The following is a 14,566-nucleotide window of genomic DNA, read 5'->3' as shown; positions in this document are numbered from 1 at the left end:
CAGCGATTGCGGCTATGTCTCGACCCGGCCCAGCGGGGTCCGCCCCCAGTCGAAGTCGCGGACAAGCCGGGCGGCGGGTCCGGTATGGCCCAGGAAGGCAAAGGGATCGTCGGCGGGAACGGGGGGCGTCATGGGGTCCATGTGCGGCTGCAACATCCTGGCAATAGCCGTGAAACGGGCCGCGCCGTCAAGGCACCAGCTTGCGGGACGCGCCCCGGCCCCCGCCCGTCAGATGTTCTTCTGCTGGCCCAGTTCGATCACCCTGTTCGAGGGCAGGCGGTAATAGTTCGTCGGTTCGGCGGCGGATCGGTACAGGCGCACGAAGATCCGGCTCATCCAGTGGGGCATCAGGGTGCCCCGGCCCGACCGCAGCGTCCGCCGGTTCAGGAAGAAGGACGTGGACATGATGTCGAATTTCTGGCCCTCGCGCTTGGCCTCGGCCAGGGCGCGGGGGACGTTCGGCTGTTCCATGTAGCCGAAGGCCAGCCAGGCCCGCCAGAAGCCGGGCGCAACGCTTTCCAGACGCAGCCGGGCGTCGTTCGGCACGCGCGGAGTGGTGGCGCTTTCGACCTTCACGATGAAGTTCCGCTCATGCAGCACGCGGTTGTGCTTGAGGTTGTGCAGCAGCGCGGGGGGCGCGACCATCGGATCGGCGGTCAGGAACACCGCCGTGCCCGGCACGATCACCGGGGGCGATTTCGCCAGCTTTCCGGCCAGCAGATCCAGGCTGATGCTTTCTTCGGCCAGCTTGTCCTGCAAGCGGCGCATCCCCTCGACCCAGATCACCATCAGGGCGATGGCGCAGGCGGCGAAGACCAGCGGGATATAGCCGCCGTCCAGAAGCTTCATCAGGTTGGCCGAAAAGAAGATCAGCTCGATCGTCAGCACCGGCACCATGACCAGGGCGATCAGCGGCCAGCCCCAGCCCCAGGCCCAGCGGAACACGATCACCGCCAGGGCCGAGGTGATCACCATGTCCCCCGTCACCGCGATGCCATAGGCGCTTGCCAGCCGGGCCGAGGATCCGAAGGCCAGCACCAGCGACACCACGCCCAGCAGCAGGATCGCGTTGACCTTGGGCAGATAGATCTGCCCGGCCTGCGTGTCCGAGGTATAGATGATGTGCAGGCGCGGCAGCAGGCCCATCTGCACCGCCTGCGCCGCGACCGAGAACGCGCCCGAGATCACCGCCTGCGACGCGATCACCGTGGCCGCCGTGGCCAGGATCACCAGCGGCGCCAGGAACCAGTCGGGGGCCATCAGGAAAAACGGGTTCGACACGGTTTCGGGATGCGCCAGCACCATCGCCCCCTGCCCCAGATAGGACAGCGCCAGGGCCGGAAAGACCAGCACGCTCCAGGCCGTGCGGATGGCGCTGCGGCCGAAATGGCCCATGTCGGCGTACAGCGCCTCGGCCCCGGTCACGGCCAGGAAGACCGACCCCAGGACCGGCATCGCGGCGATGCCGTAATGGGTCAGAAACCCCAGGGCGCGCAGCGGGTTCAGCGCCTGGAGGATGCGCGCGTCGTCGGCGATATGGCCGATTCCCAGGATCGCCATGGTGGAAAACCACACCAGCATCACCGGCCCGAACAGCCGGGCGATCCGGTCCGTGCCGCCGCGCTGCACCCAGAACAGCGCGGTGACGATGCCCAGCGTGACCGGCACCACCCAGGGTTCGAAATCCGGCTGGACCAAGGTCAGCCCCTCGACCGCCGACAGGACCGAGATGGCGGGCGTGATCATGCTGTCTCCGAAGAACAGCGACACGCCGACGATCCCCAGCAGCATCAGCAGGCGCCGCCGCCGGGCGCGCGGGCCGACCTTCAGCGCGCCCTGCGCCTTGGCGACCAGCGACAGGGTGCCGCCTTCGCCGTTGTTGTCCGCGCGCAGGATCAGGATGACGTATTTCACCGTCACGATCAGCACCACTGTCCAGAACAGCAGCGACACGATGCCGATGACGGATGTCTCGGGCAGCCCTTCCTCGTGGGCATGGACCAGCGATTCCCGCAGCGCATACAGCGGCGAGGTGCCGATGTCGCCATAGACCACCCCCAGACAGGCCAGCACAAGCGCGGGCGTCAGCCGGGACGGGTCATGATGATGGTGGGGGGGCGCGATCCCGGCCGCAGGGGGGGTGGCGGCGGCTTCTTCGCTGGCCATTCAGGCACTCCGGCTGCGGCATCCGCGGAGATATGGCCTTGCCGTTCACACGCTTCAAGACAAATTTACCGGGCGGTTCCGCAAATCCGCTGCGACTCCACCTGTGGTTGAACGGCCTGCCGTCACGCCTGCCAGGGGATGTTGTTCGCCTCCGGCCAGCCCGGATTTTCGGCTCCCATGTCCCGATCCGCCGCGCCCTTCACCGCCGCCCGGCGCGATTTCCTGACCGCCGATCCGGGGCGTTGACAGCCGCCGCCCCAGCGGCCATGGTCCGACCCACATCAACGGGGGTGCTCTGATTCCAGGGCTGAGATGCGCGGACCCGCGTGAACCCTTCAAAGCTGATCCGGACAACCCCGGCCCGCGCCCTATTCGGCGGCGCGGGGGCTGGGCGGGTGCAGAAGCTGCGCCAGGGTCTGCGACAGCGAGGCCGGGGGAAAGGGCTTCTGGATCAGCGGCGCGTCGTCGAACCCCTGGGGCAGATGTTCGCGGCCATAGCCCGACACGAAACAGAACGGCACCGCCCCCCGGCGCAGGCCCAGGGCCACCGCATCGACCGGCTGGCCCTTGAGATTGCCGTCCAGCAGCGCCAGGTCGAAGCGGTCCTCGGCCAGGGCGGACAGCGCGGCATCGACGCTGCGGACGATCCGCACCCGGCCCGCCCCGGCCAGTTCCAGTTCCGCCTGGATGTCCAGGGCGACCAGCGGTTCGTCCTCGACCACCAGGACCGACTGGCCGCGCAGGACCGCATCCGGCCCGGCCGCAGGGTCGGGGCCGTCGGGCGCGGACGGGGCGGCGCCGTCCAGCGGCGTGACCCCTTCGGACAGGCGGATGGTCCAGACGACGCCTTCGGGGCGCCAGTCGGCCACCACGGCGCCATCCTCGCCCCCGGCGACGGCCGCGATCAGATCCGACCCGAAGCCGCCATGGTCGGGCGGGATGACGGCGGGGCCGCCGGTCTCGCGCCAGGTCAGCACGATGCCCCTGCCCTGCCCCACCCAGTCCAGATGCACCATGCCGCCGGGCACCGACAGCGCGCCGTATTTGACAGCGTTGGTCGCCAGTTCGTGCAGCGTCAGCGCCATGCGCAGCATCGTGTCGGGGGTCAGTTCCACCGGCGGGCCGCTGCGGCGCAGCCGGTCGGCATCCAGCGTGCCGACCCGGATCTGGTCGTCGATCAACTGATCCAGCGGCGCACTGGCCCAGGTGGAATCCGACAGGATCGAATGGGCGCGCGACAGGGCCTGAAGACGGCCGACGAAGCCCTGTTCGAAATCCGCCAGATCCGCCGACCGGCGCAGGCCCTGCCGGGCGATGGCCTGGACATTGGCCAGGGTGTTCTTGATGCGGTGATTCAGCTCGCCCACCAGAAGCGACCGCACTTCCTCGGCGCGCTTGCGCTCGGTGATGTCCAGGATCTGCAAGGACAGGGTGCGCTGCCGGGACCCCGCCAGGATCGAGCCATAGATCTCGCAGGGGATCGGGCCGCGCTCGGCATGGCCCAGGACCATTTCCGTCGAATGGCGCGGCGCGCTGTCGCCGGGGGCCAGCCAGCCCGCCAGGGTCGCCGCCCCCGCCTCGTCCAGCCAGCCGGTGTCGGCGGCGGCCCGTTCCAGCAGGTCTTCGGCCGCGCGCCCGAACATCCGTTCGGCGCCCTTGGACCAGTCGCGGATGATCAGATCCTGGTCCAGCGTCACGAAGGCCAGCGGCGAATTGTCGGTATGCGCGCGCAGCATGCTGGCCGCGCGGTCGCGGTCATGGGCGATGCGCTGCATCTCGTCGTGCTGGCGTTGCAGGTCGCGGGCCTGGCGGCCGATGCGGAAGAACACCTCGGCCTTGGATTTCAGCACCACAGGGTCGATCGGCTTGACGATGTAATCGACCGCCCCCGCCTCGTATCCCCGGAACCGGCGCGCCTCGTCGCGGTCGGCGGCGGTGACGAAGATGATCGGCACGCCGCGCGTGCGTTCCGTGGACCGCATCAGTTCGGCCAGTTCGTACCCGTCGGTTCCCGGCATATGCACGTCCAGCAGCGCCAGGGCATAGTCGTGGACCAGCATCAGTTCCAGCGCCTGGGTCGCGGAATGGGCGTGGTCGACCTCCAGCCCGTCGCGGCGCAGCAGCGCGTCAAGCGCCAGGATGTTTTCGGCGATGTCGTCGACGATCAGGAACCGGATGGGTCTGTCAGGCATGGGCGTCTTCCTGGCTGGCCCTGCGCCGCCAGATCCGATCGGGTTCGTCGAAGGCGGCGAAGTGGCGGGCATGGGGCGAAAAGCGCAGGGTCTCGTGCGACCCCAGGCCCAGGAAGCCGCCGCGCGTCAGGGCCTGGGCGAACAGCCCCAGGGCGCGGTCCTGCAACGGGCTGTCGAAATAGATCAGGACGTTGCGGCAGGACACCAGATGCACCTCGGAAAAGACCTGGTCGGTGGCCAGGTTGTGTTCGGTAAAGACCGTGCGGTCCCGCAGCGCCCGGTCGAAGGCCACCCGCCCATAGGCGGCGGTATAGTGGTCGGCCAGCGTCCCGGTGCCGCCCGCGCGCTGATAGTTCTGCGAAAAAACCGGCAGGCGGTCAATGGGATAGACCCCCGTCTCGGCCCGTTGAAGCGCCCGGCGGTTGATTTCCGTGGCGTAAAACAGGGTCCGGTCGAACAGCCCCTCTTCGCGGAACAGGATCGCCAGGGAATACAGCTCCTCTCCGTCCGCGCAGCCCGCCACCCAGACCTTGAGCGACGGGAAGGTGCGCAGATGCGGCACCACCTCGCGGCGCAGCGCCAGGTAATAGAGCGGGTCGCGGAACAGTTCGCTGACCTGCACCGTCATCGCGTCGATCACGTCCGGCAGGATCGAGCCGTCGCGCAGCAGCCGGCCCTGCAATTCCGACAGCGTCGCGCAGCCCAGCCGCTCGCGCGCAAGATCCGCCCGCCGCACCAGCGAGGCGCGGGAATAGGACCGGAAATCGTAATGCCAGCGGCGGTGCAGCGCTTCCAGGAACAGATCCAGTTCCACCATGTCGGCGGGGTCGGCGGGAACCGGGGCGACCGTCATCGCGGCATCCACACGCGGGTCAGCGACAGCAGCTTGTCCACGTCCAAGGGCTTGGACAGGTAATCGTTCGCCCCCGCCTCGATGCAGCGGTTCTGGTCCTCGGCCATGGCCTTGGCGGTCAGCATGATGATCGGCAGGGTCTTCCAGCGGTCGATCTTGCGGATCTCGCGGGTGGCGGTCAGCCCGTCCATTTCCGGCATCATCACGTCCATCAGCACCAGATCGACGCGCGGCGCGCCGCCGTCGTCGATGCGGCCCAGGGCCTCCAGGGCCTCGCGCCCGTTGCGGGCGATCTGGACGGTGGCGCCATGGGGTTCGAACACCCCGGTCAGCGCATAGACGTTGCGGATGTCGTCCTCGACCACCAGGATCCGCCGCCCCTCGAGCTGCGCGTCCCGGCCCAGCGACGCCGCCAGCATCCGGCGCTGCTTCTCGGGCAGTTCCGACACCACCTGATGCAGGAACAGCGTCACCTCGCTGACCAGCCGCTCGGGCGATTTCGCGCCCTTGATGATGATCGACTTGGAATACCGCCGCAGCCGCTGCTCCTCGTCCTCGGACAGGGCGCGGGCGGTATAGACGATCACCGGCGGAAAGGCCGCCGTGCCGTCCGCGTCCAGCCGTTCCAGCAGGTCGAAGCCCGAGGCATCGGGCAGCGTCATGTCCAGCACGATGCAGTCGACGGTCTGGGTCCGGCAGATCTCGAACGCCTCGGCGGCGGTGCCCGCCCCCACGGTTTCCACCTCGTCGCTGGCCAGCAGGGCGCGCAGCCCCTCCATCTGGGCGGGATCGTCCTCGACGATCAGCACGCGGCGCAACCGGCCTTGCAGGCGCTGCTCCAGGCTGCGGATCGCGGTTTCCAGCTGATCGCGCGCCACCGGCTTCAGCATATAGCTGATCGCCCCCTGGGCCATCGCCTCGTGCATGTAATCCTCGGCCGAGATCACATGCACCGGGATGTGCCGCGTCGCCGTGTCGCGTTTCAGCCGGTCCAGCGCGGACAGGCCCGAATGATCGGGCAGGCGGATGTCCAGCACGATCGCATGGGGCAGGAATCGTCGCGCCGCCCGCACCGCGTCGTCGGCCCGGTCCACGCAGACGCAGCGGAAGCCCAGCTCGTGCGCCAGATCCAGCAGCACGGCCGCGAAGGCCGCGTCGTCCTCGACCACCAGCATCACCCGGTCGCCCGGCTCGATCCGGTCGCGGTCGTCCGACAGGCCCGGCAGCGCCCCCAGGACCGCGTCCTCGGCGACCGGGGCGGGCGCCATGTCGGGCGCGGGCGACGGCGCCGGTGCCGCCGACGCCTGCGGGCCGTCGGGCAGGATCAGCGTGAAGGTGCTGCCCCTGCCCTTCCGGCTTTCAAGCGTGATCCGGCCGCCCAGCAGATCCGCCAGCTCGCGGGAAATCGACAGGCCCAGCCCGGTGCCGCCGAACCGGCGAGAGATGGTGCCGTCCGCCTGGCGGAACGCCTCGAACACGGCGTCCTGCTGGTCGGGATCGATGCCGATGCCGGTGTCGCTGACCGAAAAGGCGATGCCGCCCTGGGCGGGCGCGATGCGCAGCGTGATCCGGCCCCGCTCGGTGAATTTCAGCGCGTTCGACAGGAAGTTGCGCAGCACCTGTTCCAGCCGCGCCCGGTCGGTCTGGATCGCGCTCAGGCCGGGGGCCAGTTCGAAGCCCAGTTCCAGCCCCTTGGACCGGGCCTGCTCCTCGAAGGCGCGCACCAGCTTGCGCGCGACGGTACCGGGTTCCACCGTGTCGGCGGCGATCTCCATCTTGCCCGCCTCGATCTTGGACAGGTCCAGGATGTCGTTGATCAGCACCAGCAGATCCTTGCCCGAGCTTTCGATGGTCTCGGCCCAGCGGACCTGTTCGTCGGTCAGGGTGCGGCTGCGGTTTTCCGCCAGAAGCCGCGACATGATCAGCAGCGCGTTCAGCGGGGTGCGCAATTCGTGGGACATGTTGGCCACGAATTCCGACTTATAGCGGCTTTCGCGCGCCAGTTCGACCGTCTTGCTCTCCAGGTCGCGGCGCGACCGGGCCAGGGCGTCGCGCTGATCCTCAAGCGCGCGGGTCTGGATCTCAAGCTGGTTGTTCTGCTGTTCCAGTTCGGCCTGCTGCTGTTCCAGCTTGCGCTGGCTGTCCTGCAAGGCGCGGCTCTGTTCCTCAAGTTCCTCGTTGGTCGCGGCCAGTTCCTCGGCATGGCTGCGCAGTTCCTCGGCCTGGTGGCGGGTCTCCTCCAGCAGTTCCTCCAGGCGGTGGCGGTCATGGACCGACCGGATCGCCAGGGCCAGGCGTTCGCCCACCCGGTCCAGCAGGTCGCCCACCCGCGCCGGGGGCGGGCCGTCGAAGCCGAATTCCAGCAGCCCCTCGGTCCGGTTCCCCTCGCGCAGCGGGACGATCACGACATGGGCGGCGCGCCCGCGCGACAGCCCCGACCCCCAGCCAAGCGCCTGGTCGGGGGCCAGGTCCAGATGCACCACGCGGTTTTCGGACAGGCTGCGCGCCAGATGCCCGCCGGGGGCGGTCCGGTCGGGGCCGGGCAGGCCCGCGTCATCCACCCCCCAGGCGGCCAGCTGCCGCAGCCCGCCCGCATGGGCATCATAGGCGACCGCGGCCCGCGCCCCTGCGCGCTCGGCCAGCACCGCCAGCACCCGTTGCCCCAGTTCCTCGGCCGACGGATCGCCCTGGACGGCCTGCGACACCTCGACCTCGCCCTGGCGGGCCCAGGCTTCGCGCGCCAGGATCCCCCTGTTGCGGATCAGCATCCGGCCCATATTGCCCAGGACCAGATAGACGACGCTTGCCAAGGTGCGGTTCAGCGCCGCGATGCGCGGGTCGATCCCGGCGTGGCCGTCCAGCAGGAAACCTCCGGCCATCGCCAGACAGGCGGTCAGCGCGACCGCGACGGGCGCCCAAGACAGGCTGACCGTAAAGGACAGCGCCAGCGGGATGATATAGATCAGCCAGACCGCCGTGCCCAACGGCACATACAGATCCATCACGAAGATCGCGCAAATCATCGCGACGATCAGCGAAAGGATCGCCAACTCTTTGTTCTTGTTCACTGTTTTGTCCCTGGCCCGGTATTTCCATGCGGTTCTGGCCGCTGGCGGCCAGTTCCGAACGCCCACCCCGTTGCGGCGGTTCCCGCGCCGCGCCGAAGTTGACGTTACGTCATATATGAGGTTTCGCGGCGAAACCTCATCGGTCCAGCAGGGCGCGGATCTCGGCCATCAGGCTGTCCATCAGGTCGTCATCAATCGCCCCTCCTTCCAGGCGCAATACATGGGCCTTGCCGTCGCGGGCGCGGCGGATGGTGATCCCGCTGGTGGTCCGCAGCGTCTGGCCGTCGATCCAGCCGTATTGCACCGGCGCCTGGCTGCGCGGCCGCCCGCCCCTGGCCGGGCTGCGCGGGGCGGATTCCGACCGGGCGATCACCGGCTCCAGCAGCTGCCATTCCGCATCGGCATCCTCGGGGCTGGCCGAGGACAGGGCCTGGCGCAATCGCGCCTCGGCCCCGTCGCGCAGGGCCGTCGCCAGCCGCAGGCCGCGCTTTTCGGTCAGCGCCTCGGGAAATTGCAGCATGTCGCCCAACTCCTCGAAGATCAGGGCAAAGGACCGCACCTTGGACCGCTTGGCCTTGGAGCCGGTGGCGAACAGCCGGTTCACCGCGTCCTCGACATTGGCGAAGGCCCCCTGATTGGCGGCGATCACGGCGATGCGGCCGCGTTCGAAATGGCTCAGTTCCTCGCGGACCTCGTTCTCCTCGACCATGGCGACGAAGGCGGCGTCGGACTGGGTGCGGGGGCGGATCAGGGCGCGGATCCGGGCATGGGCCTCGGATCCGGTCAGCGCGTGCAGAGCCCGCATCGCGTGCAGGCGGCGATAACCCGACAGCAGGCCATAGCGCGCGCCCTGCCCGGCCGGCCTCTCCATCTCGAACACCTCGATCGGCAGGCGCAGGCCGTTGGCGGCGATGGACAGCCGCAGTTCGGTCATCTCGGCCTCGTCCATGACCATGCGGTCGCGGATCATGGCGCCCTCGTCGATCTGCTCCAGGGGCAGTTCGGCGATCAGCAGCCCCTGCCCTTCGGCGCGCCGCAGCCGCTCGGCATCCGCCCGGTCGCGGGCCCGTTCGGCCCGCGCGTCGGCCGGTTCCAGCGATCCCTGCGCCGCGGTGTCCGCTGCGACCTGGGCGATGGGCGCGATCCCCGGCCCGACCGAGGGGCGGCCATGGGTTTCGCGGCGAAACTCGGCCTCGATCCGGGACAGGTCGTCCGTGCTGGGGGTTTCCAGCCGCCTGCGCTTAACCATGGGCTTTCTCCTGCTCTGCCTGCTCCATCTGAAGATCGCGCCACCAGGCCCCCAGGATCAGTTCCTTGACCTCGGCCCAGGTGCGGTCAAAGGTCTCGCGCCCCCGGACATAGGTGTCGCGGTTGAATTCGCGATAATCGGCCTCGTAGATGCCGTTCACCTGTTCGCCCGCCTGGCCGATCATGGCGGTGACTTCCTGGCGGAAGGTGGTCATGAAATCCCCGAAATAGGCCTGGATGACATTGGCCAGGTCGGTCTGCTGGGCGGCGTCGAAGCGGGTGATGATCGCCCGCACCGCATCCCATTCGAAGCGCATTTCTGGCAGGCCTTCGCGGCGGCGGGCGGCGTTCTCTCCGTCCTCGACGCTGGCGAAGGTTGAATAGAGCATGTCGAAGAAGCGGCCCGTCGAATCGAACTCTAGGAAGGATGCCCCCAGCGGCACCAGCAGGATGTCGGCGGCGGCAAGCGCGTTGATCGTCAGATAGCCTAGCGCGGGAGGCGTATCCAGGATGATGATGTCATAATCGTTGACGATCCCGTCCTTGGTCAGCGCATTGCCAAGCGCGTCCCACAGCGGCCAGCCGCGCAGGCCCATCCGCCAGACGGGAACCTGGAATTCGGCCCAATAGAGGTTCAGCTGCGCCCCCAGCAGGTCGATGTTCGGCCAGTGCGTGGGCTGGATCACGTCGCGGGCGGTGATGGTCAGCGCCTCGGTCAGGGTCTCGTCGAAGGGCAGGGGGGGCTGGCCCGCCGCCTCGCGCACGCGGTTTTCATCCTGAAGCGCCAGGGCATAGTCCTTGGCCAGCAGCGGGAAGGCGGTCGACCATTCATCGCCGACCTTGCCCCCCATGATCGAGGTCATGCTGCCCTGGCTGTCCAGGTCGATGACCAGCACCTTGTAGCCGTCAAGCGCCGCCGACATCGCCAGATGCGCCGCGGTCGAGGTCTTGCCGACGCCGCCCTTGAAATTCGCCACCGCGATGGTCTTGGCGGGCAGCCCTTCGGGGCGCCAGGGGCGGTATTCGCGGCCCGCCGCGCCCTCGGCCGCGAAATGGTCGCGCAGGCGCAGCACGTCGTCCAAGCTGAACCATTTCGAATTGCCCTCTCCGGTGCCTTGGGGCAGGTCGGGGAACTTGCGCAGCACCCGGCGGAAATGGGCCGGCGCGACGGGGATCAGATAGCGGCAGACCTCCCATGTGGAAAAGCGGCGCAGACGCTTGTGGCCGTCGGGGGCATAGCCGCGTTCGGCCAGATCCTGACGGCCGCGGGCGGCGAAGGCGGCGGCTTTGGCGAATCGGGCGGTGTCGATAGGATCGGACAGCCGCCGCGCGGCTTTGGCTGGGTCGATGTTGAAATAGGGGGGTAGGGGGTCTTTGCCAGTGGACATGTCACCAATCCAGGGATGTGCTGCTGTTCGCAGTATTTTCGCAAAGTTGCGCACATGGAAAGCCGAAAGTTGCCGCAGCATGCCAAGTTTCGCCGCGAAACCCCTGCTTTCTGGAGGAAAAAGGCGCCAGCGATTTAAGGATCTATGATTCTCTTTAAGATCTTTAAGGCAGATTATTCAATTCATATCAAAGGGATACCCCATGAAAGGCACCCGTTTCCGGGACGAAAGGAACCCGGAAACAGGATGATGGGTGCCCGATTCCGGGATTGGAAGCACCGATTCGCGGGAACGGCCGTTTTTTAGCTCCCGACCCCCATAATGCGGGCTTTTGTGGGCCGGATCGCCTTGGGCCATCCTGTAAAAGGGTGCCTTTGGCTGCCGGCGATGCCCAAAGGCACCCGTTTCCGGGACGTTGCTTCGCGGCATTTCGCAACGGTTCGGGTGCCCGTGTCAGGATTGCCAGCAGGCACCTTTGTTGCCATGATGACGGGCGACACCCCAACGGCAGACCGGACCGGCCCATGCAGGATATTCCCCGCGATCAACTGGCAGGCGCGTTGCGCCGGGGCGCGGTCAAGAAGCATGTGGCGGCGATCCATGTGTCGGGCAAGCTGACGCTGTTGCAGCGCAAGCTGTCGAACGTGCTGCTGCTCAATGCCTATGACACGCTGATCACCAGCACCCGTCACCAGATCGACGCGCGCACCCTGTGCCTGATGATCGGTTACAATTCGAACGACATGGACACGCTGAAGCAGTCGCTGCGGGGGCTGGCGGAAACGGTGGCGGAATGGGACATGCTGGACGAGAAGGGCCAGCAGGAATGGGGGGTGTCCAGCCTGTTGTCCTTCGCCCGGCTGCGCGGCGGCGTGTGCGAATACGCCTATTCCCCGGCCCTTGCGGAAAAGCTGCACGATCCCAAGGTCTTCGCGCTGATCAACCTGAACATCCAGCGGCGCTTCACCTCGGGGCATGCGCTTGCGCTTTACGAAAACTGCTATCGCTTCGTCAGGACCGGATCGACGGGCTGGTGGCCCATCGACCTGTTCCGCCGCCTGATGGGGGTGGACGGATCCGCCTATTACGAGACGTTCAAGCACCTGAACGCCAAGATCATCAAGCCCGCCGTGGCCGAGGTGAACAAGACCAGCAACATCGTCGTGACGCCCGAGGTGCGCAAGGCGGGCCGGGCCGTCACCGACATCCGCTTCCTGATCGCCGAGAATCCGCAGCTGGCGATCCTGGATCTGGACGACGGGGCGGGGGCGCGGCACGGCCCCGTCTATGCCCGGCTGCGCGCGCTTGGCGTCAGCGACCGGCTGGCGCGGCAATGGCTGAACCTGCATGGCGAGGAACAGGTGCTGGCCAAGCTGGCCTATGTCGAAAGCAAGGACGGCGTGCGCAGCAAGATCGGCTATCTGACGGCGGCGCTTGACGGTTCGGCGGCGGCCGCACCGGCGGGGCAGGGGGCCTTGGCCCCGGCGCAGCCGGTGGCGTCGGCTGTGCCGTCCGCATCGCCTCGGGCCGAACGGCTGCGCCGGATCCTGGAGGCGGTGAAGGCCCGCACGCCCACGCAGCGCGACGCCGACAAGCGGCTGTTTTCCAGCCAGCTTCCCGATGCCCGGCTGCGCGAGGATTTCGAGCGTCATGGCTGGATGTCGCCCCTGAACGCCGCCCGCATCGCCGAATTCTGGGAGGAGATCGCGCCCGGCACGATGGCGGGGGCGGAGTAGGGGGGCGCTGACCGGGCCTTGAAGGCCGGGCGGTTCGGGGCGGACAGGGCACCGCGTGGCGATGCCCTTTGCCATCGGGCGATGGCGTCGGTTTCCGCGAAACCCTGCCCGCGCCAGTTGCGTTCACCCTGGAACCTGCCCGCAGAAAAGGAAAACGCCGTGGTCGCCCTGTCCGCCCCCGTGCCCCTGAGGCCGATTCATCCGCTTCACGCCATCCTGCTGTCCTTTCCCTTTCCGCTGTTTCTGGGAACGCTGGCCAGCGACATCGCCTATGCCCGCAGCTTCCAGATCCAATGGGCGAACTTCGCGCAATGGCTGAATGCCGGGGGTCTGCTGGTCGGCGCCTTCGTGCTGTTGTGGGCGCTGATCGGGCTGTTCCGCCGCCGGGCGCGGGGCAACCGGCGGCCGGTCGTCTATTTCGTGCTGGTGCTGGCGATGTGGGCGGCGGGGCTGGTGAATGCCCTGGTCCATGCCAAGGACGCCTTCGCCGTGATGCCCGAGGGGCTGTGGCTGTCGGCGCTTGCGGCGATCCTGGCGCTTGCGGCGTCCTGGTTGGGCTTCGGCGGCGTCCGCCGGGCGGACGGGACGGGGGGCTGGACATGACCATGCGCCGCGTCCTGACGACCGCCGTTCTTGTCGTCCTGCCTTTCGGCCTGCCGCTGGGCGCCCTGGGCCAGGCGCCCGCCGGCAACTCGCCCGTCACCGGGGCCGATCCGGTGCTGCCGGAACCCCGGCGCGGGCTGCTGCCCGACATGGTGATCCCGCGCCCGGCGGGCTGGGGCGACGACCTGCCGACCGTGCCCGAGGGCTATTCCGTCACCGCCATCGCCACCGATCTGGCGATCCCGCGCCAGACGCTGGTGCTGCCCAACGGCGACATTCTGGTGGCCGAGGGCAAGGGCCAGGGCGCGCCCGCGCTGCGTCCCAAGGACATGATCGCGGGCTTCATCAAGTCGCTGGGCAAAAGCCCGGTGGCGGGCGGCGACCGGCTGACGCTGCTGCGCGATGCGGATGGCGACGGGGTCTATGAGACGCAGGGGGTATTCGCGGACGGGCTGAATTCGCCCTATGGTTTGGCGCAGATCGGCAGCTTCATCTATGTCGCGAACCAGGACGCGGTGGTCCGCTTCGACTATACCGACGGCCAGATCCAGGCCAGCGGCCCGCCGGTGACGCTGGCGGAACTGCCCGCGGTCATCAACCACCATTGGACCAAGGCGATGACGGCCAGTGCCGACGGGCGGTTCCTGTATGTGGGGATCGGGTCGAACAGCAACATCACCGAACGCGGCCTGGAGGCCGAGGAGGATCGGGCGATGATCTGGCAGATCGACGCCCAGACCGGCGCGCATCGTCCCTATGCCACGGGCCTGCGCAACCCGACCGCGCTGACCATCCAGCCGGACAGCGGCCAGTTGTGGGCCGTGGTCAACGAACGCGACGAGATCGGCCCGGATCTGGTGCCCGATTATCTGACCGCCGTGCAGGAGGGCGGCTTCTACGGCTGGCCCTACAGCTATTGGGGGCAGAATGTCGACAGCCGCGCGCAGCCGCAGGATCCGGGCAAGGTCGCCTCGGCCATCGTGCCGGATTACGCCCTGGGCGCGCATGTGGCGGCGCTTGGGGTGGATTTCTCGGACCCGGCGATGGGCGCGGACTTCGCCGAGGGCGTCTTCGTGGGGATGCACGGCAGCTGGAACCGCGACCAGCCGGTCGGTTACAAGGTGGTGTTCGTGCCGTTCCGGGACGGCGGGCCTGCGGGCGATCCGGTCGATTTCGTCACCGGCTTCCTGCTGGACGCGGACACCACGCGGGGCCGGCCGGTGGGCGTGACGGTCGATCCGCGCGGCGCGCTGATCGTGGCGGACGACCTGTCGAACACCATCTGGCGGATCGCGCCGGATCAGCCATAGGA

Annotated in this window: 9 protein-coding genes; 3 read left to right on the top strand and 6 right to left on the bottom strand. The window is 68.2% G+C overall.

Annotated features, from left to right (window positions below; all coding sequences use genetic code 11):
- Window positions 1-228 precede the first annotated feature (228 nt).
- From ACTJI6_RS06570 to ACTJI6_RS06545, 6 genes are all read right to left on the bottom strand, one after another.
- A complete protein-coding gene (locus tag ACTJI6_RS06570) occupies window positions 229-2,166 on the bottom strand; it encodes a potassium transporter Kup (protein ID WP_126154313.1) in 1,938 nt (645 codons plus the stop codon).
- 368 nt (window positions 2,167-2,534) lie between these two features.
- Window positions 2,535-4,358 carry a response regulator gene (locus ACTJI6_RS06565; RefSeq protein WP_440798921.1) on the bottom strand — a complete coding sequence of 608 codons (1,824 nt, stop codon included), beginning with the start codon at window positions 4,356-4,358 and terminating at the stop codon, window positions 2,535-2,537.
- Entirely contained in the window at window positions 4,351-5,211 is an 861-nt protein-coding gene (locus tag ACTJI6_RS06560; RefSeq protein WP_440798919.1) for a CheR family methyltransferase, read from the bottom strand. The genes ACTJI6_RS06565 and ACTJI6_RS06560 overlap by 8 nt, the downstream gene beginning before the upstream one ends.
- On the bottom strand, window positions 5,208-8,279 hold the full coding sequence (locus ACTJI6_RS06555) for a response regulator (RefSeq protein ID WP_440798917.1): 3,072 nt from the start codon (window positions 8,277-8,279) through the stop codon (window positions 5,208-5,210). The genes ACTJI6_RS06560 and ACTJI6_RS06555 overlap by 4 nt, the downstream gene beginning before the upstream one ends.
- Window positions 8,280-8,415: 136 nt before the next feature.
- A complete protein-coding gene (locus tag ACTJI6_RS06550; RefSeq protein ID WP_440798915.1) occupies window positions 8,416-9,528 on the bottom strand; it encodes a ParB/RepB/Spo0J family partition protein in 1,113 nt (370 codons plus the stop codon).
- Window positions 9,521-10,915, bottom strand: a complete 1,395-nt coding sequence (locus ACTJI6_RS06545; protein WP_126154309.1) for an AAA family ATPase — start codon at window positions 10,913-10,915, stop codon at window positions 9,521-9,523. The genes ACTJI6_RS06550 and ACTJI6_RS06545 overlap by 8 nt, the downstream gene beginning before the upstream one ends.
- A gap of 524 nt (window positions 10,916-11,439) precedes the next feature.
- Between ACTJI6_RS06545 and ACTJI6_RS06540 the strand changes: the two genes are divergently transcribed.
- The 3 genes from ACTJI6_RS06540 (at window position 11,440) to ACTJI6_RS06530 (ending at window position 14,564) form a co-directional block, all read left to right on the top strand.
- Window positions 11,440-12,651 carry a replication initiation protein gene (locus ACTJI6_RS06540; protein WP_126154308.1) on the top strand — a complete coding sequence of 404 codons (1,212 nt, stop codon included), beginning with the start codon at window positions 11,440-11,442 and terminating at the stop codon, window positions 12,649-12,651.
- 159 nt (window positions 12,652-12,810) lie between these two features.
- A complete protein-coding gene (locus ACTJI6_RS06535) occupies window positions 12,811-13,254 on the top strand; it encodes a DUF2231 domain-containing protein (protein WP_126154307.1) in 444 nt (147 codons plus the stop codon).
- Window positions 13,251-14,564, top strand: a complete 1,314-nt coding sequence (locus ACTJI6_RS06530; RefSeq protein WP_440798912.1) for a PQQ-dependent sugar dehydrogenase — start codon at window positions 13,251-13,253, stop codon at window positions 14,562-14,564. Before ACTJI6_RS06535 ends, ACTJI6_RS06530 begins: the two co-directional genes overlap by 4 nt.
- The last annotated feature ends 2 nt before the right edge of the window (window positions 14,565-14,566 follow it).

It is taken from the genome of Paracoccus sp. 22332, from assembly GCF_052045125.1.
Classification (GTDB): domain Bacteria; phylum Pseudomonadota; class Alphaproteobacteria; order Rhodobacterales; family Rhodobacteraceae; genus Paracoccus; species Paracoccus haematequi_A.
Note: the sequence above shows the minus strand (reverse complement) of the source record. Positions and strands in the feature narration are given on the sequence as shown.